Source organism: Deinococcus radiodurans R1 = ATCC 13939 = DSM 20539 (assembly GCF_000008565.1).
Taxonomy (GTDB): domain Bacteria; phylum Deinococcota; class Deinococci; order Deinococcales; family Deinococcaceae; genus Deinococcus; species Deinococcus radiodurans.
Window position 1 is genome coordinate 1632299 of the sequence record NC_001263.1, and the last position, 26347, is coordinate 1658645.

Here is a 26347-nt window from a genome sequence, read left to right on the forward strand (position 1 = left end):
TCACGCGGCTTTCCTACCGTTTGCCAAGTCCGGGCAGCATTTTCCATAAAGATTGCCGCTTTTCGGCTGTCAATTCCAGTCAAGTTCACGCTGGTGTTGGGCAAAAGGAGGACAATAGACGGCATGACCACCGGCGCCCCCCCTTTCTCAGGCTCCAGCCCCCAGACAACTCGCCCCCAAACAGTGGCCGAGAAAATCCTGTCGCAGCGGGGAAGCGCCGCCGTGTACGCGGGCGACCTCGCGGTGGTGGAGGTGGATCAGGTGATGGTGGTGGACTCCATCGCCCAGAGCTTTATCGAGCGCATGGAGCGCGACCTCGGCGCCGTGCCGAAGTACCCGGAGCGCGTGAGCATCGTGGTGGACCACGTCGCCCCGGCGAGCACCGTCAGCGTGGCGCAGGCGCAAAAAGAAGCGCGTGAGTACGCGGCCAAGACGGGCGTGCGGCTTTTCGACGTGGGGCGCGGCATCTGCCATCAGGTGCTGATGGAAGAAAAGCTCGCGCAGCCGGGCTGGATTGTCCTGGGGTCCGACAGCCACTCCACGACCTACGGCGCGGTGGCGGCGTTTGGCTCGGGCATGGGCGCCACTGACATCGCCCTCGCCGCCGCGAGCGGCAAAACCTGGCTGCGGGTGCCCGAGAGCGTGAAGGTCACGCTGACCGGCGACCTGCGCCCCGGCGTGACCGCCAAGGACGTGGCGCTGGAAATGATTCGGGTGCTCGGGGCCGACGGGGCCACCTACCAGAGTGTGGAAATCCACGCCGGCGACCGCTTCACACGTGGCGAACGCATGACGCTGGCGAACCTGTGCGTGGAGGCGGGCGCCAAGGCCGGGCTGGTGGTCCCCGGCGGCGAAATCCTGACCGACTACGGCTACGACGTGCCCGCCTGGGTCTACCCCGACGAGGGTGCCGCTTACGCCCGCGAAGTCGAAATCGACCTCTCCGCCCTGCACCCCCGCATGAGTGCCCCGAGCGAAGTGGACAACGTGCACGACGTGGCCGAGCTGCGCGGCCTGAAGGTGGACCAGGTGTTTATCGGCACCTGCACCAACGGGCGCATCGAGGACCTGCACGCCGCCGCCGAGGTGCTGCGCGGGCGCCGGGTGGACCCCACGACCCGGCTGCTGGTGATTCCTGCGAGCAGTCAGGTGATGGAAGAAGCGCTGCAAGACGGCACGCTGCTCACCTTGCAGCGGGCGGGCGCGGTGCTCGGCACGCCGGGCTGCGGCCCCTGCATGGGCCGGCATCAGGGCGTGCTCGCCCCCGGCGAGGTCTGCGTAAGCACGTCGAACCGCAACTTCATCGGGCGCATGGGCGACAAGGACGCCCACATCTACCTCGCCTCGCCCGCCGTGGCCGCCGCCACTGCCGTGATGGGCCGGGTGGCGCTGCCTGAAGATGTGGCTCAGGTTGCGGCATCTGCTTGAGACAGGACAGAAAAGAGCAGGCCAACCCGTTGCGATGGGCTGGCCTGCTCTCTAAAAGTGCTGCTCAGAGTTCGGTGAACTCGAAGCGGTCATACTCGCCGCCGCGCAGCACGCTCTCGGTGTGCTGACCCAGGTAGGTCTTGCCGGTCACGGCTTCCAACGCGCCCCATACCGCGCCCAGGCTGAAGGTGCATTTGCGGTCACTGCCCGGCGCTTCTCCCGCGCTGCACACGGTTTCCTGGGTGTCGATCATCAGGCGGTCCCCCTGCTGGTACGAGCGGACCACGGCGCACAGGCGGGTGCCGTCCGCGCCGATGGCCTGATTGAGCAGCGGCGCGAGCTCTTCGGTGGCGACAGGACGCCCCGCCACCCCGAGGTCATGGGCGAGCCGGTGGCCGCGCACCTTGCCGGCGTGGATAAAAGCTGCCGCCGCGCCGTCGGTGCCGAGGGTGTCTTCGACTCCGGTAATCACAGCCTTGAAGCAGACGACCGAGTTGAAGTCACCGAGTTGGGGCCGCAGGACATTGGAATCAGGCATGAGAAAGGCTCCTTTGAGGAAGAAAGAGGAAAGCAGGTGCGAGGAAAGGCCGCCTGAAATCAGAGGACGCTGGCGACGGCCTGTGCGGCGTCGCGGGCTTCCATGTGCAGCAGCCCTAGGTTCGTTCCCGCCGGCGCCACCACTGCCAGCACCCCCTTTGCTCCCACCGAGTAAATGAACACCTGTCCGTCCATCCCACTCACCGACATCTCGTTCAGGCTGCCGGTACCCAGCGTGTCGTTGATGCGCTTGCCCAGACCCAGAGCCGTCGCGGCCATCGCCGCCACACGGTTGGCGTCGGTGTTGTCGCTGAACGCCTGCGCGATGGGCAGCCCGTCGGTGGTCGCCACCATCGCGCCGCGCAGTTCGGGCAGCGAAATCCGCAGATTCTGGAGAATGGACTTCAGGCGTTCGGGTTTACTCAGCATGGTCATGGACGTGCTCCTTTGGGGCGGCCTGCACCGCGACTCGGCTCGCCGTTCAGGCGAATACTCTTATATTAGAATAATTGAATATTTGGGCCACTCGCTGCGGCCCTGAACGATTGCTATTCCACCTCAACGCCTCTGACAGCTCTCTGACCTGAGCGCCGGGCTGTGCGGTCAAGGCCGTCCCAGTTCAGCAGCGGAATAAATATAGTGAGGACGTGAAACAGAGCCACCATCTGTACAAAGCGGCCCTGTTCCGCGCTCTGGGGCACCCGCTGCGGCTGGCGATTCTCGATTCGCTGCGCGACGGGGAAAAGACGGTCACGCAGTTGCAGGACCTGACCGGCGGTGAGCAGGCCGGCATCAGCCAGCACCTCAAAGTGCTGCGGCACCAGCACCTCGTGACCTCCCGGCGCCAGGGCACCCTGACCTACTACCGCACCGAGGACGCGGCGGTCTACCTCTTTCTGGACCTGGGCCGTCAGGTCTACGAAAACCAGCTTCAGCGCCAGCGCGAGCAGCTCGACCACCTGCAAAGCGAGTCCTGAGCCGCGCCCGTACCCCCCTTTTTCCTCTCCAACCGACAGAGGTTTTGTATGCCCAGAATCTGGAAATTTGGCGACAGCGTGAACACCGACGACATCCTGCCCGGCAAGTTCGCGCCGTTTATGGCGGGCGAGGACGTGTTTCAGACCTTCGCTTTTCACTATGTCCGCCCCGAGTTCGCCGCGCAGGTTCAGCCGGGCGACGTGCTGATCGGGGGCCGCAACTGGGGCCTGGGCTCCAGCCGCGAGTACGCCCCGCAGGCCCTCAAGAAGCTGCACATCGGCGGCATCGTCGCGCCGAGCTTCGCCCGCATCCACTACCGCAACCTGCTCAATCTCGGTATTCCGGCCTTCGAGTACGACCTGACCGAGCTGCTGGAAGACGGCGACGAGGTGACGCTCGACGCCCAGACAGGCTTGCTCACTTACGCGGACGGCACCGTGCAGCTTCCCCCTCCGCCCGAGTTCCTCCGCGAGGCGCTGAAGGAAGGCAGCATCCTGGAATTCTTCAAGAAGCACGGGCGCTTTCCCGGCGAGGAGCCCGGTGCAGAGGCCAGCACGGAAACCGCCTCAGCCGCCGAGTAAGCCCAGCCGCCGCAGGAGCGCCGCAGAAAAAATCCACTCCTCGGGCTCCTCGGTGCCGGTCACGCGCAGCAGGACGCAGCCCCGGTCACGGTAAAAGGCGCTGATTTTGGCCCAGGCTTCGTCCTCGGAGGCGGCTTCTTCCTCGATGTCTTCGAGGGTGCCCCACAGGTCGCCGTCCACCTCGGCGCTTTGCAGGGCTTCGGCGTGGCCGCTCAGGACGTAGGGGTCCACCGTTTCGCTCGCCGGGTAGGTTTCGCCTTCGACTTTCAGGTCCAGGCGGTCGTCGCGTTCGTACAGCCGGGCGAGAAGGGCGTCCCACTCGGGCAAGGTCAGGGTCAGGTCGGCGAGCTGTTCGGTCATGGCGAGCAGTGTACCGGCCTGCTCCCCTTGCCGCCGCCCCGCGCGAACCGCACGGATTTCTAAAGCCGCTTCCTCATCGGGGCGGGAACCCGGCGCACGTCCGGCCCGTAGACTGAACCATCATGGGACGCCCGAATCAAGTGGTCACCTCTTCGCCCCGCCGCGCCCGGTCACGGCGCCTGCTGGCCCTCGCCGCCTGCGGCACCCTGGCGCTGGGGGGCTTTTCCTTGCCTGCCGCCAGCTTTGTTCCCCCACTCAGCGTGGGACAGGCCACCGCGCAGTCGGGCGGCGGCTTCGGCGGCAGCAGTTCGGGCGGCGGAGGCGGGTACTCGGGTGGCGGCGGCTACAGCGGCGGAGGCTATTCCGGGGGCGGCTACTCGGGCGGCGGATACTCCGGCGGGGGCTACAGCGGCCCCATCATCATCGGCGGGGGCGGCGGCTATTACGGCGGTGGGGGCGGCCTGGGCATCTTTCCTCTCATCATCTTCGGCCTGGTGATTTTCGGGGTGGTCGGCATGATGCGCCGCAACCTCGGCGGAGGCGGCGCGCGGGGCCTGAGCAGTCTGGGCAGCAGCGGCACCTCGCAGGCGGTCAGCGTGCAGCTCCTGCTCGCCGAGGGCGATGAGGTCAAGAGCGCCCTGCAACGCATCGCGCAGCAGGGGGACCCCGACACCAACGCCGGCCTCGCCCGCATGGTGCAGGAAGCCGCGCTGGTGGCGCTACGTCACCCCGAGCGCTGGGTCTACGGCAACGTGGAACGGGCGCAGGGCTCGGCGAGCGCGGCGGGCAACCAGGTGGGCGCCTGGGCCACCGAGGCCCGCGCCGCTTTTCAGGAGCAGACCACCAGCAACTACCAGAACAACGACCCCAACACCGGGTTTCAGCACCGCACCGACTACAGCTACAACAAGGAAGTCGCGGACATGTACCTCGCCGTGACCATCGCCGTCGCCGCGCAGACTCTGGGTAATTTGCCCCCTGCCGGAGTCACCACCGCTGCCGAAGCCCGCGCCGCGCTGCTCGCCATCAGCGGCGTGACCGAGGGCGACCTGATCCGCGCCGAGGTCATCTGGAGCCCCGACACCGAGGGTGAATTTCTCAGCGAGGACGAGGCCATCGTGAAATACCCCAAGCTGACCAAGCTGTAACGCAGAGCAGGAAGAAGGGACGGCCCGCCCTGCGGTGTCCGTCCCTCTTTGCGGCCCGCGGCTTCAGCGTCCGGCCTGCACCACGATGCCTTCTTCCTCACTCATCCGCACGATGTTGGCGAGGGTGTGAATCGGCACGTTCAGGTCGGCGAGGTGCTGGCGTCCGCCTTCGAATTCCTTTTCGATGACGCAGCCGAGGCCGAGCAGGGTCGCGCCGCTGTCGGCGATGATCTGACTGAGCGAGCGCAGGGTGCCGCCCGAGGCGAGAAAGTCGTCGATGACGACCACGCGGTCCTGCGGCCCCAGGTACTCGGAGCTGACGAAGAGGTCCACCGTGCCGCCCTTGGTGCGGCTGACCGACTGCGCCGTGTAGACCTGCTCGCTCATGGTCAGCGGCTTTTTCTTGCGGGCGTAGACCATCGGCACGCCGAGCTCGGCGGCGGTCATGATGGCCGGGGCAATGCCACTCACCTCGATGGTCAGCACCTTGGTCGGCGCGAGCGGCGCAAAATGCCGGGCGAACGTCTCCCCCATCTCGCGGGTCAGCGCGGGGTGAAGCTGGTGGTTGACCAATCCGTCTACTTTGAGAAACCCGCCCGGAAGAACCCTGCCTTCGCGCTTAATCGCCTCGACCAATGACTGCATACGGCAAAGTGTAATGGACGCTGGCGGCTCAGTTCGATCGGCTCAGTTCGTCCGGGGGCCGTACTCGTAGACCGCCTGCCAGGGCTTGTACTGGGTGTCCACCCGGTCGGTGCGCGCGCCCGCCGCGTCCTTGATGGTGCGGGTGATGTAGAGCAATGGTTCGTGCAGTTTTGAGGTCACAAAGAAAGACCCACCGAAAATGGGGCTGTGAACACACCGCTTCCAATGGGTCTAATGGCTATCCTACAGTACGTTCTCAGCGCGGTCCCGCTGCGCAAGACGCAGCGGAATTTTCTGACCGTGCTGCTTAGCGTATTTCTCGCTGTTCCTGGACGGCTGAACGTCCTGAACCTCTCCCGATATGCGGCCTGCTCAGAGAGTACGATCCGTCGTTGGCTGCACCGAAGTGACCCCGGGGCCATTCCCTGGGGCGCAGTACACCGGGCGACTGTGAGCACGGCGATTGAGAGTGGGCTGATCAGCCCACTGTGCGTTCTGGCCATCGACGCCTCTTTTCACCGCAAATCTGGTCAGCACACCGCACACCTCGGCTCGTTCTGGAATGGCTGTGCCGCACGGACCGAACGTGGGATCGAGCAATCCTGCTGTGCCCTGATTGACGTCCAGCACCGACAGGCATTTACGGTCGATGTCCGTCAGACCCGGACCGGGTCTGAGGCCCCGAGTCGTCTGGAACAGGCCGCTGACCAGCTGGATGACGTGTTGCTTGATCTCCAGACTGTTCCACGGCTTGATCTGGCCGCTGTGGTTGCGGATGGGAACTATGCGAAAGAATCCATGGTGGAGACCGTGACCGGTCACGGTCTCCCATTCATCTCCAGATTTCCTCGCAACGCCAACCTCAAGTATCTCTATACCGGCGAGCATCCCAGACGACGCGGACGGCCAAAAAAGTTCGACGGCAAGGTGGATTTCAGCGACTTGCAGCGCTTTGACCTCGTTTCTGAAACGTCGACCGAGCGGGTGTGGACTCAGGTGGTCTGGAGCGTGCAGTGGGCGCGAGAAGTGCGTGCAGTCGTCATCCAGCAGGTCGGTAAAAAGGGTCAAGTGACGGGTTACGCGGTGCTGTTCAGCACCGCTGTGACGATGCCCGCTCATGAGGTCATTGCGCTGTACCGGAGCCGTTTCGAGATTGAACTGATCTTCCGGGATGCCAAGCAGTTCCTGGGAGGCCAGGATGTGCAATTGCGGTCACAGCCAGGCATTGAGGCGCATTGGAACGTGGTCTTGCTGACCCTGAACCTCTGTCGCCTTGAGGCCCTGCGAGCAGCAGAGGGCGGACAGAATCTGGTGTTCAGTCTCGAAGACATGAAACGCAGGGCGTATAACGCCCTGCTGGCCCAAGTGATTTTGTCCAAGTTGGATCTCTCGGCCCGCTTTGAAGAATTAGAACATCTGCCGTCCAGTCCGCTAAATTTCGGCCTCAAAGCCGCCTAAAACTGCACGAACCATTGGTAGAGGTTGTAGCCGTCCTGCGCCCAGTCCACCTGCTTGCTCGCGCCGGCGGGCAGGTTGGGGTTGAAGACGTACTGCGGCGCCGGGTGCGGCGAGCGCGAGAGAATGACGGCGGGCGAGACACTCACCGTGCGCTGCGGCTTGGTGCCCCACACCTGGATTTCGAGGCGGCTGGCGTTGTTGTTGTTCACCGTGCGAATCAGGATGGGCGCCCCGGTGTCGTTTTTCATCTTGAGGTCCACGCCGGGGTCGTACACGGCGGCCTCAAAACCGACTTCCGGCTCGTAGTACTTGACGCGGTAGGAGTGCTGGTTGCGCTCCACGACGGGCAAACCGGCCTGATACAGCGCCCGGAACGCCGTGGTGCTCACCTGGCATACGCCCCCGCCGAGGCCGTCCACCGTGCGCCCGCCGCTGATGATCAGCCCACCCACGAAGCCGTTTTCGGGGCTGATGCCGCCGAGCGACTGGAGGAAGCTGAAGTTCTCGCCCGGCGCGACCACCGTGCCGTCGATCTTGGCCGCCGCGTTGGCGACGTTGGTGCGCCGCTCGGCAGAGCTGCCGTAATACGTGCTGCTGCCGCTGGCAATGAGTTGCAACTTGGCCGGGCTGGGCAGGTCCGCGAGCTTGATGGCGGGCTGCTGCTGCACCGACGGGAAGGTAATGGTCGTCTTGGTGGGGTCGAGCAGGCCTTTGCGGAAGGCTTCGAGGCCCTTTTGCGGATCGGTCACGCGGCCCGGCTTTTCGCCGACCTTGCCCCAGACGCCGTCTCGCCAGGCATAACGGGCGTTTTGTGCGGGCTGGTCGAGCTGGTAGCTCAGGCTCTCGAACGCGCCCTTGAGGGTCTTGTCGTCGAGGACGATGCCCTCGGGCTTGACCCAGTAGAGGTTGGCGACCTGTAGCGGCCCGAGCGACCCGGCGCGGTCCGAGCCGTCGAGCTTGACGGTCACGCCGCGCATCAACTTGTTGCCGAGTTCGGCGTGCTTGCTCAGCTCGGCGGCGGTGTACTGGGCGGGCCACTCGGTCAGCGGCACCTTCAGCACCCGCTGCGAGGGGTCGGCGGCGAACGCCTTGGCCGCCGCTTCCGCGTTCGCCTTGCGGCCCGGCGTGTCGGGGGTCAGCACGGCGTAGCGGCGTGTTTTGGGGTCAAAGCCGACGGTGGCGTTCACCGGCTGCGTCGCCAGATCAGCGGTCAGCTTGCCGATGGTCGCCTGCGCCACGGCGGGGTCCACCTTCGTCACCAGCGGCACGTCCTGCGCCTTCGGCTGGGTCAGGTTCATCTGGCCCAGCACGCCCAGCGCCCGCTCGGTCCAGGGGCGGGCGTCACTGAGCTTACGGGCGGCGGCGAGGCTCGCCTGCGGGTCCACCTGGTAGCCCAGCTTGCCTGCGCTGAGGGTCCAGCTTTTGCCCGTGCCAGTGGCCTGCACTTCAATCTTCGGCTCCTTGGCCTGCGTTTGCTCGCGCACGGCAATGAGGGCCGCGTCGGGGGTCATGCCGCCCACATCCACGCCGCCCACCCGCAGTCCGGGGGCCAACTTGTCCGCCTGCGCCGACATTCCCAGGGCCAGGGCGCCGCCCAGTAGTCCCACAGCACCCAGGCCCAGGAGTGCAGTCTTCGTCGCTCGCGTCATCACTCCCTAGTGTATGCAAAAAACGGCTCCAAAGCGAAAAAGTGGACAGGCAAGCGGGACGTTTTGGTGTTACTCGTTCAGGTCTTCCTCGGCGGTGCGCTTGAGCGGATTGTTGCGGGTGATGGGTGTCTCGACCTCCGCGCCCAGTCGGGGCTGGTCACTCTCGCCGGGACCGGGCAGGAAGCGGTTCGTCAACGCCATCACGTCGGCGGTGAGCTGCGGGGCAAACGCCTGGACATAGCGCGCCATCAGAGCGGGGCCGCCCACCATCACCTCGGCGTCGCCGCGCACCAGGGCGTCGGTGATGCGCTGGGCCGCCGTCGCCGCGTCGAGCGAGATGACCGGCAGGTTGTCGATGGTGGCGAACAGGGCATATTCCTGCTCGTACTGGCCCTTGACCGTCGCCTGGCGGGGGCTGCCGGTGCGCATCAGTCCTGGGCAGACGGTGGTCACGGTCACGCCGTGCGCGGCGAGTTCGGAGCGCAGGCCCTGGCCCAGCCCCACCGCCGCGAATTTGCTCATGGAATACGGCACGAGGTGCGGCACCGCCACCTTGCCACCTATCGAGGTGACGAGCAGCACCCGGCCCTGGCGGCGGCTGAGTTGCGGCAGCAGCGTGCGAACCAGCCGCAGCGGGGCAAAGGCGTGAATCTCCATCACGTCACGGAAATCCTGTTCGGTCATGTTGGCGAGCGGCCCCGACTGAATCAGGCCCGCACAGTGCAGCAGCACGTCCACGTCGCCGAACGACTGCGCGGCGTCCAGGATGTGCTGCCCGGCGCCGGGGTCGGTCACGTCGGCGGCGATGATCTGGACTTCGGCGCCGCGCCCGCGCAGGTCTTCGGCGGCCAGCCGCAGGTCGCGCTCGGTGCGAGCCACGAGGGTGAGCCGTGCTCCCCGCCCCGCGAGTTCACGCCCCAGCGCGAGGCCCAGGCCGCGTGAACCGCCGGTCAGCAGGACGTGTTTGCCTTGCAGGTCGTAGCGGGGAACAAAAGCGCGGCGACCCGCGAGGGCGGCGACTCCGGCGGCGAGCAGCAGACGTTTGGGCAGACGCATACCTCAGTGTGGCGCGGCGCAGCCCCCGGCACCGTTTAGAGTGAAGGCACGGTTTAGAGTGGGGGCCGGTTTAGAGTGGGGGCATGGACAAGCCCGGCCCCACGTCGCCCCAGCCGACCCTGTTCGAGCGCATCATCGCCCGCGAGATTCCCAGTCAGGTGGTCTACGAGGACGACGACTACATCGCCATCAAGGACATTGCGCCCAAAGCGCCTATTCACCTGCTGGTGATTCCCAAGCGCGTGACCACGCGGGTGGACGAAATCACCGACCCGCTCGAAATGGGCCGGCTGTGGCTCAAGGCCACCGAAATTGCCCGCGAGCAGGCCCCCGACTACCGCCTGGTCGTCAACTGCGGCGCGGGCGGCGGCCAGATGGTCTTTCACACCCACATTCACATCCTGGCGGGCTGGGAGGGCGGCCCGGACAGCGACACCTGATGCCGGACGCACCATTCGACGCCGTGCTGTTCGACCTCGATGGCGTGCTCGTCGAAAGCGAAGGCATCATCGCTCAGGTGTGGCAGAGCGTACTGGCGGAGCGTGGCCTGCACCTCGACCTCACGGAAATCGCCATGTATTTCACCGGGCAGCGCTTCGATGGGGTGCTGGCGTACCTCGCGCAGCAGCACGACTTTGTGCCTCCGCCAGATTTTCTGGACGTGCTCGAAACCCGCTTCAACGCGGCCATGACCGGCGTGACCGCCATTGAAGGCGCCGCCGAGACGCTGCGGGCGCTCCGTGCAGCGGGCGTGCCCTTCGCCATCGGCAGCAACAGCGAGCGCGGGCGGCTGCACCTCAAACTGCGGGTCGCCGGGCTGACCGAACTCGCGGGCGAACACATCTACGACCCCTCGTGGGTGGGCGGGCGGGGCAAGCCGCACCCCGACCTCTACACGTTTGCGGCGCAGCAACTCGGCATACTGCCGGAGCGCTGCGTGGTCATCGAGGACAGCGTGACCGGCGGCGCGGCGGGGCTGGCGGCGGGCGCGACCCTCTGGGGACTGCTGGTGCCGGGTCACCCCCATCCCGACGGCGCGGCAGCTCTCTCGCGGCTGGGCGCGGCCCGGGTCCTGACCTCGCACGCCGAGTTGCGGGCGGCCCTGGCCGAAGCGGGCTTACTCACGCCCGCGCTGACTCCTGACCTTTCCTGAAGGCGGGCTTCAGCGCGAGGTCAGCCGCCGGGCCTAAGCTGACCGCATGACGACTGGACGTTTGGCAAAGTTCTCGCTGCTCGCCCTCGGCGCGGGGCTGCTCGCCGGGTGCGCCGTGACCGGCCCTGGCAACCTGCGCGTGCACGAGGCGACACTGTATGGCGCCGGAGCGCAGCGCATCGTGTGGGTGTACGGCGACCTCGGCAGCAATCCGAGCAGTTCGCTCAAGCTCGGGCAGGAAACGGTGACCTTGCGGGCACAGGTCAGCGACCCGCTCGCCACGCCGGGGTCGCTGAGCGTGAACGGCAAGGCCGCCTACGTGGGCCGCATCGACAACCCAGTGGTGCGCCTGACGCTGGGGCAAGACGCCGGGGGCCGCTTTACCGTGACGCCGCTGGCGGGCACCCGCGTGCAGTCGGTTTACTACACCGACGGCGCCCGCTGGCAGAAACTGAGCGCCGCTTCCGGCCTCGCCACCGCCAGCAGCGCGAACGGGCTGCGCGGCGCGGGGCAACTCACCGACGCCGAGGCCGACGCCCTGACCCGCGCCCTGTCGAACCAGGGAGTGCTGGCGGTGGCCGTGCTCGACGAGGCGAGTGCGCCCGACGCGCGCCTCAGCGCCGAGCCGACCCCACAGGAGCAGCGCCGCACCGCGCTCTACGTGTTGAGCAGCTCGCAAATCACCCGCACCACGACCACCAGCACCACTGTGACGCAGACCCAGACCACCACGGGCGGAGGCCAGAGCATGAACACCGTCAACCTCAGCGAGGTGGCGCGCGGCACCAACGCGAGCGCCGAGAGCCCCAGCGTGATCGTGGCCCGCAACGCCAGCGAAGTCCGCTCGCTCTACGGCGTCGCCTATGGCCGGCAGACCGGCACCCCGGCCCTCCCCAGCCTGACCTCGGGTGAAGCCCTGGTCGGTCTGTTCATCGGTCAGCGCGGCACGGGCGGCTACGGCGTGCGGGCGACCGGCGCAGATGTACAGGGAAACACCCTGAACCTGCGCGTCGAACTGACGGCCCCCGGCGCGGGCAGCATCACCACGCAGGCGATCACCAGCCCCTGGGTCATCGTGCGGGTGGGCGGCAACTTCAGCAGTGTGAACGTGACCGACCAGAGCGGGCGGCCTTTTCCGCAGTAAGGGCAAGCAGCAATAAAAATCCCCCGCCACGTAGCGGGGGTTTTCGTTGGGTCAGGCTCAGCGGTTGGGCACGAACTCGCGGTCGGCGAAGTCCCTCGCGGCGCGGGTCCGCGCTCGTCGCGCTCGCGGCTCCAGCGGCCTCCGCCTTCGCCCCGGCCTCCCGAGTTGCCGCCACGGTTGCCGTAGCCGCCGCGTCCGCCGCCGGAGTTGCCGCCCCGGCCATAGCCGCCGCGTCCGCCTTCGTCACGGTCACGGTAGCCGCGTCCGCCCTGGTAGCCGCCGCCGTCACGGCGTTCGCGGGTGGGCTGCTCGAACAGTTCGGGCAGTTCCTGGGCCACTTGCACTTCGACCTGACCGTCGAGGGGCGCGGCGGCCATCAGCTTCTCGACAAACTCGCTGGGCACGTCGGCCACGGTGCCGCCACGCCACTGCCGGACCTTGCCGAGGCGGCGGGTGTCCACGTCCACCGCGCGGGCGATGAGCGCCACGGTGCGCGGCACGCTCAGGCGCTCGCCGTGCAGAATCAGGGTGGTCAGCCCTTCTTCGCCGCTGAGCAGGCTGGCGGCCTTGGCGGGCTCGGTCACGCCGCTGATTTTGGCGAGGGCGCGGGCGAGGGCTTCGAGGCCAAGTTCGCTGAAGAGTTGCTCGGCTTCGGCCTGGAAGCCCTGGGCAGCTTCGGGGTCCACCCGGCGCACCATTTCACTGCTGGCGCGCGCGCTCGCCTGGGCGACTTCGCTGGGGGTGGGCAAGGGACGTTCCTTGAAGCGCACGCCGGTGATGCGCTCCAGGCCCATCACTTCGCGGTTTTCGCGGTCGCCGTACATGATGATGGCGGTGCCGGTGCGTCCGGCGCGGCCCGTGCGGCCCGAACGGTGCACGTAGCTTTCGGGGTCCTGCGGCAGGTGGTACTGCACGACCAAATCCACTTCGGGAATGTCGAGGCCACGCGCCGCCACGTCGGTGGCGACGAGCACGCCCACGCGCCCGCTGCGGAAGGCCCCGAGGGCACGTTCACGCTGGGTCTGGGCAAGGTCGCCGTGCAGCGCTTCGGATTCCAGGCCCCGGTGAATAAGTTCGTTGGCGAGTTCGTCGGCTTCGCGCTTGGTGCGGGTAAAGACGATGGCCTTTTCGGGGTTGTAGACGGTGAGCAGGTCGGCGAGCACGCGGGTGCGGCTGCGGCCCACCTTCACCTTGAGGTGTTCGACGGTCTGCGCGGCCTGTGACTTGCCCTCGCCCACCATGTCCACGATCAGCGGGTCCTTGAGGTAGTTGCGGCTCAGACGCTTGATGTCGTTGTTGAGCGTGGCGCTAAACAGCATGGTCTGGCGCTCTTCAGGCGTCTTCTGGAGAATGGTCTCAATGGCGTCGGCAAAGCCCACGCTGAGCATCTCGTCGGCTTCGTCGAGCACGGCGAACTGCACGGCGCTCAGGTCGAGGTTGCCGCGTTCGAGGTGGTCGATGAGGCGGCCCGGGGTGCCCACCACCACGTCCACGCCACGGCGCAGCGCGTTTTCCTGGGGTCCGTAGCCGCGCCGCCGTAGACGGTCACGGTGGTCAGGCCGACGCCGCTCTTGGAAAACTCGTCGGCGACCTGCTTGGCGAGTTCGCGGGTCGGGGCGACCACGATGGCGCGGGGCAAGCGGGCACGCTCACGGCTGGGCTCCAGCTTCATGATGATAGGCAGCGCGAAGGCGAGCGTCTTGCCGGTGCCGGTGCGGGCGCGGCCAATGAGGTCCCTGCCGGCGAGGGTGTGGGGCAGGCTCTCGGCCTGAATGGGGCTGGCTTCGGTGATGCCGCGTTCTTCGAGACGCGCCGCGAGTTCGGGCGCAATCAGCTGTGCAAAATTCATTTGTGGTCCTTTCGGGAGAAGTTCCCCGGTGACCAGCAAACGCTCCTGTAGCACAGCTTTCGCCTGAATGCCCGTCACTCAAAGTCAGTTGGAAAAAGGAAACTCTCCAGCCGCCTCAGCCTCGGTGCTGAGGGCGGCGTCCAAGAGAATAGACTACACGAGGGGAGGAAAAAAAGCAAGCCCGGCGGACGTTTTCAGCTCTCGGTCTTTCCCCGGCGCGGCGGCGCTCTCCCCTGCTCCGCAGAACCCTACACTTCGCCGTATGACGTTGCCGCTGCCCGACCCCATTCTCGACCTCGACGTGTGCGCCCTGGCCGGCGCAACCCGGCGCGGCGACCTGACCCCGTCCGAGGTGACGCGGACGTATCTGGCCCGCCTCACCGCCATCAATCCGGAGCTCCGGGCCGTCATCACCGTGAACCCAGGCGCGCAGGCCACCGCCGACGCGCTCGACGACATACCCGAAAAGCAGCGCGGCGTGCTGCACGGGGTGCCGCTGCTCATCAAGGACAACATCGACGTGGCGGGGCTCCCGACCACGGCGGGCAGCGTGCTGCTGCGGGGGCATGTGCCGGAACGCGACGCCCCGTTGGTGGCGCGGCTGCGGGCGGCGGGCGCGGTCATTCTGGGCAAAGCGAACATGACCGAGTGGGCCAATTTCATGACGCTGGGGATGCCCAACGGGTACTCGTCGCTCGGCGGGCAGACGGTCAACCCCTGGGGGCCGGAACGCGACACTGGCGGCAGTTCGTCGGGCAGCGGCGTGGCGGTGGCGGCCCGGCTGTGCGCGGCGGCCATCGGGACCGAGACGAGCGGGTCGGTCGTGAGCCCGGCGCACCAGAACGGCGTGATCGGCCTCAAGCCCACGCTGGGGCTGATTCCGCGCACCGGCATCATTCCCATCAGCCACAGCCAGGACACCGCCGGGCCACTGACCCGCAGCGTGCGCGACGCGGCCCTGCTGATGACCGTAATGTCCGGCCCTGACGACGCCGACGCAGCAAGTCAGCTTTTTACACCCGACCTCACGGTGAGCGAAAAAGCCCTTTCAGGAACGAAGATTGCCGCCATCCACGACGAGCCGAACGCGAGCGAGGCCGAACGCGCCGTCCTGAAACGCGCCGAGGCAGCGCTGGCTGCGGCGGGGGCGACGGTGAACGGCACGGCCTTTCCCACCCGCGCCGAACTCAAAGCGGCGGGCTGGCGGCTCGACGTGCTGGTGTACGAGTTCAAGCCGGACCTGAACGCCTACCTCGCCGGGGTGAAGCAGGGGCCGACCTCGCTGGCCGCCGTCATCGAGGGCAACGACGAGGACCCCGCAGCCCGGTTGCGCTACGGGCAACACCTGATGCTGGCGGCGCAGGCGACCCGGGGCGACCTCTCGGAAGGGGCGTATGCCCGCGCCCGCGAGCGCGACCTGCGGCTGGCGCGCACGCAGGGGTTCGACGCTCTGTTTGCCCAGGGGCACGGCGCCGTGCTGTTTCCCGGCATTCACGGCTGCGACCTCGCGGCAGCGGCGGGGTATCCCAGCCTCGCGCTGCCGGTGCCGCTTGGAGACGGCGCAAACGGAGAGGCCCCGCATGGGCAGCCGAGCGGCGTACTCCTCGTCGGTCCGGCAGGCAGCGACGGGCGGCTGCTGAGCATCGGCGCGGAACTCAACCGGGCGCTCGGCGGCGTCCGCTTTCCTCCGGAGCGTCTGCCGGAGTAAGCGTCCGGGCGGCGCTCCCCGGCGCCCGTGCGCCTTACAATCCTGGGCATGACCGCGCACGACAGCCGCCCCGAGCAGGCCAAGAAGCTGGCCGACATCGACTGGAGCACCCTCGGTTTTTCTTACATCCGTACCGACCTGCGCTACCTCGCGCACTGGAAAGACGGCGAGTGGGACGCGGGCACGCTCACCGAGGACAACCAGATTCATCTGGCGGAAGGCTCGACGGCGCTGCACTACGGCCAGCAGTGCTTCGAGGGGCTCAAGGCGTACCGCTGCGCCGACGGCAGCATCAACCTCTTTCGCCCCGACCAGAACGCGGCCCGGATGCGGATGAGCTGCCGCCGCCTGCTGATGCCCGAACTCAGCGACGAGCAGTTCATCGACGCCTGCTTGCAAGTCGTGCGCGCCAACGAGCATTTTTTGCCGCCCTACGGCACGGGCGGAAGCCTCTACCTGCGCCCCTTCGTCATCGGCGTGGGCGACAACATCGGCGTGCGAACGGCGCCCGAGTTCATTTTCAGCGTCTTTTGCGTGCCGGTCGGCCCCTACTTCAAGGGCGGGCTGACCCCCACCAACTTCATCACCTCGGACTATGACCGCGCCGCGCCGCACGGCACCGGGGCGGCGAAGGTGGGCGGCAACTACGCCGCGAGCCTGCTGCCCGGCTACGAGGCCAAAAAGCGCGACTTTGCCGACGTGATTTATCTCGACCCCGCCACCCACACCACAATCGAGGAGGCGGGCGCGGCCAACTTCTTCGCCATCACCCAGGACGGCCAGAAGTTCGTGACGCCGCAGTCGCCGTCCATTCTGCCGAGCATCACCAAGTACAGCCTGCTGTGGCTCGCCGAGCACCGGCTCGGGCTGGAAGTCGAGGAAGGCGACATTCGCATCGACGAGCTGGGCAAGTTCAGCGAGGCGGGCGCGTGCGGCACGGCGGCGGTCATCACGCCCATCGGCGGCATTCAGCACGGCGACGACTTTCACGTCTTTTATTCCGAAAGCGAGCCGGGGCCGGTCACGCGCCGCCTGTACGACGAACTGGTCGGCATTCAGTACGGGGATAAGGAAGCGCCGGAAGGCTGGATTGTGAAGGTGTAGAGCATTTGACAGGAAAAGACACCCTCACCCCTCGCTGCGCGAGGCCCTCTCCCATCAAGGTAGAGGGTCAAAGACGGACCAGATCACTCTGTCAAATGCTCTAAACGGGAAACGAAGTGCGGGCGGGTGCAGCAGCTCTCGCCCCTTTCTTTTCCTGCTGTGCCCCCGGTCATTGGCTATGCTGGAGGTCATGACGACAATCAAGACGTTGCCGAAGCGGGCCGAGGTGCCCCGCGAGCAGACCTGGGACATCGAAGCGCTGTACGCCACCCCCGCCGCCTGGGAAGCCGAGGCGGATGCGCTGAGCACCGACATTGCCGGGCTGGGCGCCTCCGCCGGAACACTCGGCGAGTCGCCGGAGGGGCTGCTCGCGTACCTGAAGGCCGCCGACGACCTCGAGCAACGTCTGACCCGTTTCATGTCCTACGCCGGCATGAGCGCCAGCGTGGACGGGCGCGACGCGGTGGCCGCAGCGCGGCGTGACCGGGCGAGCGGCATCGGGGCGCAGTACGGCAGCGCGGCGGCGTTTGCCCTGCCCGAACTGCTGGAGTTGGACGAGGCGCAGTTGCGCGGCTGGCTGGAGCGCGAGGACTTTGCCGATTTCCGCATCGCGCTCGAGCGGCTGCTGCGCGACAAGCCGCATGTGCGCTCGGCGGAAGTGGAGGAATTGCTCGGCGCGGTGCAGGCACCTTTTGCTTCCGAGCGCGGCATTCACCCGGCGCTGGCGAACATGGACCTCGATTTTGGGAGCGCGGGTGGTCAGAAAATCACCCAGGGCAACGTGGACCGCCTAACCTCCGACCCCGACCGCGAGATTCGCCGTGAAGCGTGGGAACACTACGCCGACGCGCACCTCGCCGCCAAGCACTCGCAGGCCGCCATGTACGCGACCAACGTGCGCCAGAACGTCTTTCTCGCCCGCGCCCGCCGCTACCCCGACGCGATTACGGCGAGCCTGTCGCCCGACAACATCCCCACCGAAGTCGTGACCACGCTGCTGGACACCTACCGCGCCAACACCCCCATCTGGCACCGCTACTGGAAGGTGCGGCGCGACTGGCTGGGCCTCAGTGAGCTGCGCGAGTACGACGTGAAAGCCTCGCTGGTGCCGCCGCGTGAAGTGAGCTACGCGCAGGCGGTGGAGTGGATTGCCGAGGGGATGGCGCCGCTGGGCGAGGAGTACGTAAACGACCTGCGCTTCGGCCTGACCGAGGACCGCTGGGTGGACTACGCCGAGAACGACGGCAAACGCCAGGGCGCCTACTCTAACGGCGGCGGGCGGGTCAAACCCTACATTTTCATGACGTGGAACGGCACGGTGGGCAGCTACTCCACCCTCGCCCACGAAATCGGGCACTCCATGCACTCGCTGCTCGCCAGCCGCGAACACGCCCCGTCGGTGCCGCGCTACACGCTGTTTCACGCCGAAGTCGCCTCCAACTTCAACCAGGCGATGAGCCGCAAGAACCTGCTGGCAAAGGCGCGGGCGGCGGGCGACACCGAGATGGAAGTGGCAATCATCGAAGAAGCGCTGAGCAACTTCCACCGCTACTTTTTCATCATGCCGACGCTGGCGGCCTTTGAGCTGGAAAGCTACCGGCGCATTGAAGCGGGGGGCACGCTGAGCGCCCCCGACCTCATTGACCTGACCGCCGACCTGCTGGGGCAGGGCTACGGCGACGGCGTGACGATGGACCGGGGGCGCAGCGGCAGCCTGTGGATGCAGTTCTCGACCCACCTCTACGCCAACTTCTACGCCTACCAGTACGCCACCGGCATCAGCGCGGCGCACCAGCTCTTAGAGAAATTCGACGCCGACCCGGAAGGCGCCCGCGAGAGCTACCTGCGCTATCTCAAGTCCGGCGGCAGCCTCGACCCCATTGACGCCCTGCGCGAGGCGGGCGTGGACATGCTCTCGCCCGAGCCGGTGCAGGCGACTTTCCGCACGCTCGAAGGCTATGTGGCGCGGCTGGAAGAGTTGCTGGCAGCGCGACAGGCGAACTGAGAATCACACTGAAAAACCAGCCTCCCCGACGCATGGGAGGCTGGTTTTTCACTGTTTGTTTTTACTGCTTCCCCGCCCACGCCTGCACCACTGCGAACTCGTAAGCGGCCAGGCCGGGGCGAATTCGGTCGATATTGGCCGTAAAGCGCGGGTCGTCCACCCAGTGGTGCGAGACCATCCGCAGCATGTCGGGCGAGCAGTCGTAGAACCACCGGTTGAAGTAAGCGCGCTGGGCCTCGGCGACGGCAGCGGCTTCGGGGCTGTCGGCGGAGGTGCCCGCATCCAGCAGCGCAGCTAGCGGGCGTGCAGCTCGGCGCCCTCGGCGTTCATGCGCTCGCGGTCGGCGGGGGTGTAACGGGCCATCCGCTCGGCGCTCTGGCGGTAGGCGTCCGTGTCGCCCCAGCGCTCCTTGACCTCGGCGTCGTACTCGGTCGGGTCGAACTGCTCGAACATCTGCTGAATTTTTTCCTTCGTCATAACGTCTCCTTCGCCGCGCTCGGCGGCACCTAGCAGGGAGGTGACGGTGTCGAGCTGCGCCTGCGTGCGGGCGAGTTGCTCACGCAGCAGTGCCGCTTGCAGCCCCAGGGCCTCGCGTTCCGCTTCCGGGGAGGACCCGAGCAGCTTGCCGATGTCAGCCAGCGAAAACCCCAGTTCCCGAAAGGTCAGGATGCGCCAGAGCCGCGCTACGTCGGCGGGCGTGTAGAGCCGGTAGCCCGCCTCACTACGGGCCGAGGGACTCAGCAGGCCCACGGCGTCGTAATGGTGCAGCGTCCGTACGCTGACCCGCGTCAGCTCGGCGACCTCGCCCACGGTCCAGGGGTCTGAATCTTGGCCCTGTGACATCTCGTTCACCTCCTGTCCCCGAGCTTGAGGCCTGACGCGGCGTGAGGGTCAACCCCCCGACCCGCTTCTGAGCGAGCTCCGTGTGCCGCGAAGGTTCAGACAGGCCAACGCCCGGCTGACGATTCTGTCAGGGGGCATCCCGTATCTTACGAACACGATGACGCTGCCCGACCGGTTCCAGCAGGCTGACGCGGTCCCTGACGACTTGCAGCAGCTGGAAGCCCGGCTCGCCGAGGCCGAGGACATCCTGCTGCGCGACTCGCCACAGGCCGAAGCGACGGCACGTGAGGTGCTCGCCGGGGCCACCGCAGCCGGCTGCCAGTCACTGGCTCTGCGCTCCCGGACAGTGCTGGGCCGCAGCCTGGCGCACCAGAAGCGCAACGAGCAGGCGACCGAACTGCTGGAAAGCGTGGTGGCCGAGTCCCGAAGCGCAAAAATGCCCGAGCTGCTGGTGCACGCCTGGTTGGGCCTGGGCTTGGCGCATCTCAACGAGCGGCGGATGGCGCGGGGGCTCCAGGCCTACCTCGAAGCTCTGAAAATCTGCGAGTCACTCAATGCTCCCGAGCTGTCTCTGCGCGTGCTGACCAACCTTGCGAGCGCCTACGCCAAACTCGAGCAGTACGACACGGCTCAGCCCTACCTGACCGAGGCCCACGACACTGCGCGGCAGCTTGGACAGCCGTTCGATCTGATGATCACCTCGCTCAACCTCGCCTGCGTTTGCCAGTTGAGCGGTGGGACGGGGGCGGCCTTGACCCTCATTGAGGAAGCGCTGCGCCACGCCAAGACGGTTGCCTCGCCCCGCTACCTGAAGAGCGTCCTGTTTCATTTCTCCCAGTTGCTGCTCGACCTCGACCGCCTGTCAGAGGCACTGACGTACTGCGAACAGGGGCTGAATACCGACAGTGGCTTCGGCACCGCGACGCCGCAGTGCGAGTTGCAAGTCACGCACGGCGAAATCCTCTATGGCCTGGGGCGGCCCGCCGAGGCACGACCCGCGCTGGAGGCGGGACTGCGAGCCGCCCAGGATCTGCGCCTGAACGACGCGGAAGGGCGCGCCCGGCGCTGCTATGCCCAGTTATTAGAAGATCAGGACGACTACCAGGGGGCGCTGGCACAGGTCCGTGCGCTCGCGCAGCTCGAACATGACCTGCGCGAGCAACTGGCGGCGGTCAACCTGCAACTGGAGGCCGAGCGCCTACGCAGCGAGACGCTGGCCGAAAAGCGCCGCCTGAAGGAAGAAGGCCGGACTCAGCAACGCCTGGCCGCGCAGCTCCGGCACGACGCGCTGACCGGGCTGCCCAACCGGCTGGCGCTGCACGAAGCGCTGGGCCAGCAGGTCGCCGCAGACAGCGCTCCTTTTGCCCTGCTGTGCCTCGACCTCGACCATTTCAAGACGGTCAACCACACCCTGGGGCAGCCGGCGGGCGACGCCCTGCTGCTCTATATCGGCGAGCGCGTGCAGGCCGCTGTCGGCGAGCAGGGGCAGACTTTCCGACGTGGGGGCAACGAGTTCGTGGTGCTGCTGCCGGCGGTCAGAGCCGCCCCAGACGCCCTGACCATTGCCCAGACCTTGCTCGACACCATCAACGAACCGCTGCTGCTCGATGGGCAAGCGCTGGTCGTCACAGCTTCCATCGGCCTGGCGCTGTTTCCCGAGGATGGCCGGGACAGCCTGACCCTGCAAAAGAATGCCGACCTCGCCCTGCACGCCGCCAAACAGGAGGGCGGGCAGGCCCAGCGCTACCGCAACGCCCTGAGTCAGGCGGCCAACGAGCGGCTGGAACTGACGCAGGCCCTGCGCAGCGGCATCGGCAACGGTGAACTGGTTTTGCACTACCAGCCCATCGTGGAGGTGAGGAGCGGCAAGACCGTGGCCGTCGAGGCGCTCGTGCGCTGGCAGCATCCCCGGCTGGGGCTGTTGTCGCCTGACCGCTTTATCGGACTCGCCGAGGACAACGGCCTGATCGTGCCGCTGGGCCGCTGGGTGCTGAACACGGCCCTGCGGCAGCTCGCCGCGTGGCGCGAGCACTGGCCGGAGCTGCGGGTCAGCGTCAATATGGCCCCCCGGCAACTGCAACAGCCCGGCAGCTGTCAAGAAATCCGCGACGCCCTGCGGGCCTACGCCTTGCCTCCCGACGCGCTGGAACTCGAAATCACCGAGCAGACCATCTGCGACGAGGAGGCCCTCGAACCCTTCTTGCCGCTGATCCGCGAGGGCCTAAGACTCGCCATTGACGACTTCGGCACCGGCTATTCCAGCCTCAGCCGCCTCTACCGCCTACCGGCGCAGATTCTCAAACTCGACCGCTCGCTGATTCAGGACCTCAGCGCCGACAATGCCACCGATGGCCCGCTGGTGTCGGCGCTGATCGCTTTTGCCCAGCGCTTCGGGATGCAAGTAACCGCCGAGGGCATTGAAACCGCCGAGCAATTGCACCTGCTGCGGCAGTGAAAGTGCGACCTGTTGCAGGGCTACCACTTTTCCAGACCGCTCGACGTGCCGAGCCTGGAGGCTTATCTGCGCGCGCAGAGGTCGCCAGAGCAGCCCTCAGCCCGCGCTTAAGCTCAGCAGGCTCAGCCCTGCAAGCTCCGGGCCAGCCACAGCCCCAGCGGCGCGAGCAGCAGCGCGGGCATCATGCTGCCGACGCGCACGCGCTTGTCGTCCATGCCCAGGCCGCCCAGCATCAGGTTCCAGCTGATGCCGACAATCATCAGGCCGCCCACGCCGGTAATCAGCAGGACGTAGGGATTGGTGCGGAGAATTTCGGGGTCGGCCCCGCCGAGCAGCCCGGCGGCAAAACTGCCCGCCGCAAGGCTGATGCCGCCCTGCACCAGCAGGATGGTGAGCGTGCTGAAGCCCACGCCTATCCCGTAGGCTCCTGCCAGCGCGAGCGCGGCAATGCCGTCGAGGGTGCTTTTCAGGACGTAGGTGGAGCTGTCGCCGGTCAGCCCGTTTTGCAGCCCGCCGATGACCGTCATTGGGCCAATGCAAAACAGCAGGCTCGCCGCGACGAAGCCCTCGGTGAAAAGGCCGCCGCCCCGAAAGCGCCGCTTGAGGCTGTCGCCCAGCCGGTTCAGTCCTTCTTCAATGCCCAGCGCTTCACCGACCACCACGCCCGCTGCCAGCGTAATCAGCGCGAGGATGACGCCCGGTACCTGCCCGCCGCTGACCTTGTTGAGGCTGCCCGCCATGTCGAGCGCGATAAACAGCGTGACCAGACTGAGAGTTTGCAGCAGCGTGCGCTGGGTGCGCTCCGGCAGCCGCCCGCCCACGGTCAGCCCGATGAGGGTGCCGAGGAGAACGGCGGCGATATTGATGAACGTGCCGGACAGTTGCGAAAACAGACCCATGTGTGAGCGGACTGTAGCGCGGCCCGGAGGCGAGCGGCGCGGGCGGGATACACAGCCGGGCACAAGAAAAACCCCCGTCACCGGGACGGGGGATGTTGGTTGCAGGGACAGGATTTGAACCTGCGACCTCCGGGTTATGAGCCCGACGAGCTACCAGACTGCTCTACCCTGCGTTACCTTCTCTGCTCTTTTTCTTGCTTCTGCGCTCAGGGGCTTCCTTTCGCGCTCAAAGAGAATAGGTCGGAGGGGCGTTTTTGTCAAGCGCGGCGTTAGCCTTCGCGCTCCTCGGTGCCGGCACTGATGACCTCGCGGTAGGTTTCGCGTACCGTGCGGACCAGCTGGCGTTCGCTCTGGGTGCCCATCAGGTCGAGCATCTTGATGACCTCGCGCGCCTCCAGCGACGGGTTCACGCAGGCGCGCAGCAAGGCGTAGTGCACCAGACTGGTGCCGGGCCGCGCGCCGCCCGCCGGGGTCCAGGCCTCGCGCAGTTGCGGCAGCAGCGCGGCGGCGAAACGGACGATGTCCGGCGCGAAGCGGGCAAGTTCCTTTTGCAACTGTCCCACCGAGTGCACCCCCACGTAATCGAGCAGCGAGGTCAGCCGCACCGGGCGCTCGGGGTCGGGCCAGTCGACCAGCAAGGTGACGCCCAGCGCCTCGGCCACCTCCAGGTCGAGCGGGCGCACCGGGGGCTGACCCAGCAGATAGGAGACACTCTGCACGTCGATAAAGACGCTCTCGGGCTCCTCCTGCACCCGCTCGGGCAGCGTGGCGGCGTAGTCGCGGCTCATGCGGGCGAGCGCCATGAACTCCTCGTCGGCCATTTCGAGCAGTCCAGCCAGCCGGTAAAACCGCCGCCGCACCTCACGCGGCACCGCCTCGCGGTTCTTGTAGCCGAGGTCGTGCTCGATTTCGGCCCAGGCGTGTTGCAGGATCGAGCGAATCTGAATCTCGAATCGCAGGTCGCTGAGGCCAGGGTGCGCGTCCAGCAGCGCCGCGAACTCGGGCTGCGACGCACTGGGCCGCACCACGTAGTGCACGCCCATGTAGCCGAAGCGGTCGGGATCGTGCATCTTCGACTTGTCGATGGAGTGGTCCCAGTCCACCTCGCAGCAGCCTTCGACCAGCCGCGACACCGCCGCCACGTCCGACTCGAAATAGGTGATAACACGCACGCCCACCAGGTCGGTCACGTCGCCGAGCGTGTGGTAGCGCCCCACCTTGCGCCGCAGTTTGTCGGCGAGGCTGGCGGGTTTTTTCAGCCGGGCGGTGACGTGGTGGATGTTGAGCCCGGCTTCCTGGAGCAGCCGGGCCATGTGGGCGACCGCCGCCGAGCGCAGCGCCTCGTACTCACTGAGCTGCGAGACATAGTCGGCCACCAGAGTCGAAGGCGAAAAGGGGGCGGAGGAAGACATGGCGACCCCCATGATAGTCCCCGGCGCGGCGACAGTAGACAATGTGTCGAACGCAGTAGCGCGGGCGCCGTCTCACCCACCAGCGCAGGAGAGCGTGCTACAGCAAGGGCCATGCTTCCGCTTCGCCGCTCGCTGCTGCTCGGTGCCGTGTCCGCCGCGCTGCTCTCCCCCGCTGCCGCCGCGCCGCGCCTGATCGTGGCCTACCCGCCCGAGGGGCACCGCGTCGCTTATGACCACGTGATTTTGGAAGGCAGCGTGAGCCCCGGCGCCCGGCTCACCATCGGAGGCCGCGCCGCCGAGGTCGCTCCCGACGGGCTCTACACCCTATGGTGGCCGCTGAGTCCCGGCCTCAACACCCTGCGGCTGGTCACCACCGTGGGCGGAGAGTCGAGCAGCCGCGTCCTGCACGTGACCCGCACCGTCACGGCGCCGCTGCCCGCCCGGCCCACCGCCCTGCGCCCCGGCAGCCTGACGCCGACAGGGCGAATGGAATTCTGGGACCCCGCCGGCGACTCGCCCGCCGAGCGGCAACTCGAAGTGAGCTTCGAGGGTTCGCCGGGGGGCCGCGCCAGTTTCCGGGTGGGAAGCGGCGCCCCGCAGGCCATGCGCGAAGTTCGTCCAGGCCGCTACAGCGCCACCTGGGTGCTGCCGCTCGGCAGTGTGTTCGACCAGGCGAGCGTGACCGTCAGCCTGACCGGCCAGGACGGCAAAACTGTGAGCCAGGCGGCGCCGGGCCGCGTGAGCACCGGCACCGGCCCCGCCACCGCCACCCAACTGGCGGGCACGGTGCGCGGGCTGGGCGTCAACGAGGCGGAGTATTCGCTGACCACCCTGGATGGCCGGCCCCTGCTCTATCCCCGCGAGGGCACGACCTTTCTGGCGGTGGGACGGCAGGGCAACGACCTGCGGGTGCGCCTCGCCCCCGGCCTGAGCGCCCTGGTCACCGCCGATCAGGTGGCGCTGACGCGGGGGCTGCCGCTGGCCGCGCAGCCTGGGCCGCTGGTGCTCGACCCCAGTGGGGCGGGGGGAACTGGCCTGGAAATGGCGGCTGGAACGGGCGACGACCTGCGGGTGCGGGTGCCGCTCGGCGGAGCGCGGCTGCCGTTTACGCTGGAGCAGAGCGCGGGGCAACTCGACCTGACGCTCTACGGGGCGCCTCCCCTGCCCACGCCGGGTGAGCTGCGCGACCCACTGCTCGTCAGCGCCGAAGTGAAAACGCTCGGCCTGGACACCCAGCGCCTGACGCTGCGGCTGAGCGCGGCGCAGGGCTGGGGTTTTCACGCGGGGTACGAGGGCAATGATCTGGTGCTCACAGTGCGCCGTCCGCCAGTCCTTGATCCGCTCAGACCACTGGCGGGGCGGGTCATCGTTCTCGACCCCGGACACGGCGGCACCAACATGGGCGGCGCGGGGCTGCTGGGGCTGACCGAGAAGTACCTCACCCTGCCGGTGGCGCTGCGGGCTGCCGAACTGCTGCGGGCGCAGGGGGCCACCGTGATTCTGTCCCGTGAGCGCGACGACTCTGTCGGCCTGACCGAGCGCGACCTGCTCGCCGAGCAGACCCGCGCCGACCTGCTCGTCAGCCTGCACTACAACGCGCTGCCCGACGGGAACGACCCGCGCGGCATTCGTGGGCCGGAGGTGTATTACACCTGGCCGCAGGCGCAGGCGGTGGCGAGCGCCATCCTGAGTGAGCTGCGGGCCCGCTTGCCCGAACTCGGCATCGGCGCGGGCCTCAGACCGGGCGCCAACCTCGCCCTGACGCGTCCGAGCACCCAGATCAGCCTGCTGGTGGAGCTCGCCTACCTGACCGACGCGGGCAACGTGCGGGTGATGAACAGTCCGGGCGGGCAGGAAAAGCTGGCCCAGGCGGTGGCGGGCGGCATCGCGCAGTTTTACGCGGCGCAGGCGGCAGGACGCTGAGGAACGCGCGGG

Annotated in this window: 22 protein-coding genes, 1 tRNA gene and 2 pseudogenes; 13 read left to right on the top strand and 12 right to left on the bottom strand. The window is 67.3% G+C overall.

The features are described 5' to 3' along the window. Positions 1-123 precede the first annotated feature (123 nt). Entirely contained in the window at positions 124-1428 is a 1305-nt protein-coding gene (locus DR_RS08225; RefSeq protein WP_010888248.1) for a homoaconitate hydratase family protein, read from the top strand. Between the two features lie 64 nt (positions 1429-1492). Here the strand turns inward: DR_RS08225 and DR_RS08230 are convergent, their stop codons facing one another. Further along, the gene (locus DR_RS08230; protein WP_010888249.1) at positions 1493-1966 is read right to left on the bottom strand and encodes a hypothetical protein; all 474 of its coding nucleotides are present in this window, start codon (positions 1964-1966) and stop codon (positions 1493-1495) included. 59 nt (positions 1967-2025) lie between these two features. Continuing rightward, positions 2026-2400, bottom strand: coding sequence for a roadblock/LC7 domain-containing protein (locus tag DR_RS08235; RefSeq protein WP_010888250.1), 375 nt, complete (start codon positions 2398-2400; stop codon positions 2026-2028). A 212-nt stretch (positions 2401-2612) separates the two neighbouring features. Here DR_RS08235 and DR_RS08240 point away from each other — a divergent pair, with 212 nt between their 5' ends. Beyond that, positions 2613-2942, top strand: a complete 330-nt coding sequence (locus DR_RS08240; protein WP_010888251.1) for an ArsR/SmtB family transcription factor — start codon at positions 2613-2615, stop codon at positions 2940-2942. A gap of 48 nt (positions 2943-2990) precedes the next feature. Next, positions 2991-3524 carry a 3-isopropylmalate dehydratase small subunit 1 gene (locus tag DR_RS08245; RefSeq protein WP_010888252.1) on the top strand — a complete coding sequence of 178 codons (534 nt, stop codon included), beginning with the start codon at positions 2991-2993 and terminating at the stop codon, positions 3522-3524. Here the strand turns inward: DR_RS08245 and DR_RS08250 are convergent. Then, positions 3510-3884, bottom strand: a complete 375-nt coding sequence (locus DR_RS08250) for a hypothetical protein (RefSeq protein WP_010888253.1) — start codon at positions 3882-3884, stop codon at positions 3510-3512. The two genes, DR_RS08245 and DR_RS08250, sit on opposite strands and share 15 nt — an antisense overlap. A 122-nt stretch (positions 3885-4006) precedes the next feature. Between DR_RS08250 and DR_RS08255 the strand changes: the two genes are divergently transcribed. Further along, the gene (locus DR_RS08255) at positions 4007-5032 is read left to right on the top strand and encodes a DUF1517 domain-containing protein (protein WP_010888254.1); all 1026 of its coding nucleotides are present in this window, start codon (positions 4007-4009) and stop codon (positions 5030-5032) included. 63 nt (positions 5033-5095) lie between these two features. On the opposite strand, the gene xpt is transcribed toward DR_RS08255, so the two are convergent. Further along, positions 5096-5677, bottom strand: coding sequence for a xanthine phosphoribosyltransferase (xpt, locus tag DR_RS08260; RefSeq protein WP_010888255.1), 582 nt, complete (start codon positions 5675-5677; stop codon positions 5096-5098). A 42-nt stretch (positions 5678-5719) separates the two neighbouring features. Continuing rightward, positions 5720-5857 (bottom strand): hypothetical protein, encoded by a 138-nt coding sequence (locus DR_RS08265; protein WP_164927973.1) that lies wholly within the window; start codon positions 5855-5857, stop codon positions 5720-5722. A gap of 45 nt (positions 5858-5902) precedes the next feature. On the opposite strand from DR_RS08265, the gene DR_RS08270 reads away from it, so the two are divergent. Continuing rightward, a complete protein-coding gene (locus DR_RS08270) occupies positions 5903-7135 on the top strand; it encodes a transposase (protein WP_063653036.1) in 1233 nt (410 codons plus the stop codon). Here DR_RS08270 and DR_RS08275 read toward each other — a convergent pair. Next, positions 7132-8784: a VanW family protein gene (locus tag DR_RS08275; protein WP_164927974.1), complete on the bottom strand. Its 1653-nt coding sequence runs from the start codon at positions 8782-8784 to the stop codon at positions 7132-7134. The genes DR_RS08270 and DR_RS08275 overlap by 4 nt on opposite strands. Positions 8785-8853: 69 nt before the next feature. After that, the gene (locus DR_RS08280) at positions 8854-9840 is read right to left on the bottom strand and encodes an SDR family NAD(P)-dependent oxidoreductase (RefSeq protein WP_010888257.1); all 987 of its coding nucleotides are present in this window, start codon (positions 9838-9840) and stop codon (positions 8854-8856) included. A gap of 83 nt (positions 9841-9923) precedes the next feature. On the opposite strand from DR_RS08280, the gene DR_RS08285 reads away from it, so the two are divergent. Genes DR_RS08285 through DR_RS08295 form a run of 3 tightly spaced genes read left to right on the top strand, consistent with a single transcriptional unit; the run spans position 9924 to position 12137 of the window. Continuing rightward, positions 9924-10280, top strand: coding sequence for a histidine triad nucleotide-binding protein (locus tag DR_RS08285; RefSeq protein ID WP_010888258.1), 357 nt, complete (start codon positions 9924-9926; stop codon positions 10278-10280). Then, a complete protein-coding gene (locus DR_RS08290) occupies positions 10280-10993 on the top strand; it encodes an HAD family hydrolase (RefSeq protein WP_010888259.1) in 714 nt (237 codons plus the stop codon). Before DR_RS08285 ends, DR_RS08290 begins: the two co-directional genes overlap by 1 nt. 46 nt (positions 10994-11039) lie before the next feature. Continuing rightward, positions 11040-12137 (top strand): protease complex subunit PrcB family protein, encoded by a 1098-nt coding sequence (locus tag DR_RS08295; protein ID WP_010888260.1) that lies wholly within the window; start codon positions 11040-11042, stop codon positions 12135-12137. Between the two features lie 57 nt (positions 12138-12194). On the opposite strand, the pseudogene DR_RS17065 reads toward DR_RS08295, so the two are convergent. Further along, positions 12195-13986, bottom strand: a pseudogene (locus tag DR_RS17065) (DEAD/DEAH box helicase). Positions 13987-14248: 262 nt separating this feature from the next. Between DR_RS17065 and DR_RS08305 the strand changes: the two are divergent. From DR_RS08305 to pepF, 3 genes are all read left to right on the top strand, one after another. Continuing rightward, positions 14249-15694 (top strand): amidase family protein, encoded by a 1446-nt coding sequence (locus DR_RS08305; RefSeq protein WP_034350172.1) that lies wholly within the window; start codon positions 14249-14251, stop codon positions 15692-15694. Between the two features lie 48 nt (positions 15695-15742). Further along, positions 15743-16798: a branched-chain-amino-acid transaminase gene (ilvE, locus tag DR_RS08310; protein ID WP_051618798.1), complete on the top strand. Its 1056-nt coding sequence runs from the start codon at positions 15743-15745 to the stop codon at positions 16796-16798. A 190-nt stretch (positions 16799-16988) separates the two neighbouring features. Beyond that, on the top strand, positions 16989-18803 hold the full coding sequence (gene pepF / locus DR_RS08315; protein ID WP_010888264.1) for an oligoendopeptidase F: 1815 nt from the start codon (positions 16989-16991) through the stop codon (positions 18801-18803). Positions 18804-18864: 61 nt separating this feature from the next. Here the strand turns inward: pepF and DR_RS08320 are convergent. Next, positions 18865-19646: pseudogene (locus DR_RS08320) on the bottom strand (MerR family transcriptional regulator). Positions 19647-19803: 157 nt separating this feature from the next. Between DR_RS08320 and DR_RS08325 the strand changes: the two are divergent. Then, positions 19804-22101 (top strand): EAL domain-containing protein, encoded by a 2298-nt coding sequence (locus DR_RS08325; protein ID WP_051618797.1) that lies wholly within the window; start codon positions 19804-19806, stop codon positions 22099-22101. A 122-nt stretch (positions 22102-22223) separates the two neighbouring features. Here DR_RS08325 and DR_RS08330 read toward each other — a convergent pair whose 3' ends face one another. The 3 genes from DR_RS08330 to DR_RS08340 form a co-directional block, all read right to left on the bottom strand. Next, positions 22224-23000 carry a DUF554 domain-containing protein gene (locus DR_RS08330; protein WP_010888267.1) on the bottom strand — a complete coding sequence of 259 codons (777 nt, stop codon included), beginning with the start codon at positions 22998-23000 and terminating at the stop codon, positions 22224-22226. Between the two features lie 96 nt (positions 23001-23096). Then, positions 23097-23173, bottom strand: a tRNA-Met gene (locus DR_RS08335). 96 nt (positions 23174-23269) lie between these two features. Then, positions 23270-24412: a GTP pyrophosphokinase gene (locus tag DR_RS08340; RefSeq protein WP_051618796.1), complete on the bottom strand. Its 1143-nt coding sequence runs from the start codon at positions 24410-24412 to the stop codon at positions 23270-23272. Positions 24413-24523: 111 nt separating this feature from the next. Between DR_RS08340 and DR_RS08345 the strand changes: the two genes are divergently transcribed. After that, on the top strand, positions 24524-26335 hold the full coding sequence (locus DR_RS08345) for an N-acetylmuramoyl-L-alanine amidase family protein (RefSeq protein ID WP_010888269.1): 1812 nt from the start codon (positions 24524-24526) through the stop codon (positions 26333-26335). The last annotated feature ends 12 nt before the right edge of the window (positions 26336-26347 follow it).

Coding starts and splice junctions, on each gene's coding strand:
- DR_RS08235 (WP_010888250.1), bottom strand. CDS start 2,400: ATGACCATGCTGAGTAAACCCGAACGCCTGAAGTCCATTCTCCAGAAT.
- DR_RS08275 (WP_164927974.1), bottom strand. CDS start 8,784: ATGACGCGAGCGACGAAGACTGCACTCCTGGGCCTGGGTGCTGTGGGA.
- DR_RS08285 (WP_010888258.1), top strand. CDS start 9,924: ATGGACAAGCCCGGCCCCACGTCGCCCCAGCCGACCCTGTTCGAGCGC.
- DR_RS08280 (WP_010888257.1), bottom strand. CDS start 9,840: ATGCGTCTGCCCAAACGTCTGCTGCTCGCCGCCGGAGTCGCCGCCCTC.
- ilvE (WP_051618798.1), top strand. CDS start 15,743: ATGACCGCGCACGACAGCCGCCCCGAGCAGGCCAAGAAGCTGGCCGAC.
- DR_RS08345 (WP_010888269.1), top strand. CDS start 24,524: ATGCTTCCGCTTCGCCGCTCGCTGCTGCTCGGTGCCGTGTCCGCCGCG.
- DR_RS08330 (WP_010888267.1), bottom strand. CDS start 23,000: ATGGGTCTGTTTTCGCAACTGTCCGGCACGTTCATCAATATCGCCGCC.
- DR_RS08245 (WP_010888252.1), top strand. CDS start 2,991: ATGCCCAGAATCTGGAAATTTGGCGACAGCGTGAACACCGACGACATC.
- DR_RS08325 (WP_051618797.1), top strand. CDS start 19,804: ATGACGCTGCCCGACCGGTTCCAGCAGGCTGACGCGGTCCCTGACGAC.
- xpt (WP_010888255.1), bottom strand. CDS start 5,677: ATGCAGTCATTGGTCGAGGCGATTAAGCGCGAAGGCAGGGTTCTTCCG.
- DR_RS08270 (WP_063653036.1), top strand. CDS start 5,903: ATGGGTCTAATGGCTATCCTACAGTACGTTCTCAGCGCGGTCCCGCTG.
- DR_RS08340 (WP_051618796.1), bottom strand. CDS start 24,412: ATGTCTTCCTCCGCCCCCTTTTCGCCTTCGACTCTGGTGGCCGACTAT.
- DR_RS08290 (WP_010888259.1), top strand. CDS start 10,280: ATGCCGGACGCACCATTCGACGCCGTGCTGTTCGACCTCGATGGCGTG.
- pepF (WP_010888264.1), top strand. CDS start 16,989: ATGACGACAATCAAGACGTTGCCGAAGCGGGCCGAGGTGCCCCGCGAG.
- DR_RS08250 (WP_010888253.1), bottom strand. CDS start 3,884: ATGACCGAACAGCTCGCCGACCTGACCCTGACCTTGCCCGAGTGGGAC.
- DR_RS08255 (WP_010888254.1), top strand. CDS start 4,007: ATGGGACGCCCGAATCAAGTGGTCACCTCTTCGCCCCGCCGCGCCCGG.
- DR_RS08295 (WP_010888260.1), top strand. CDS start 11,040: ATGACGACTGGACGTTTGGCAAAGTTCTCGCTGCTCGCCCTCGGCGCG.
- DR_RS08230 (WP_010888249.1), bottom strand. CDS start 1,966: ATGCCTGATTCCAATGTCCTGCGGCCCCAACTCGGTGACTTCAACTCG.
- DR_RS08225 (WP_010888248.1), top strand. CDS start 124: ATGACCACCGGCGCCCCCCCTTTCTCAGGCTCCAGCCCCCAGACAACT.
- DR_RS08305 (WP_034350172.1), top strand. CDS start 14,249: ATGACGTTGCCGCTGCCCGACCCCATTCTCGACCTCGACGTGTGCGCC.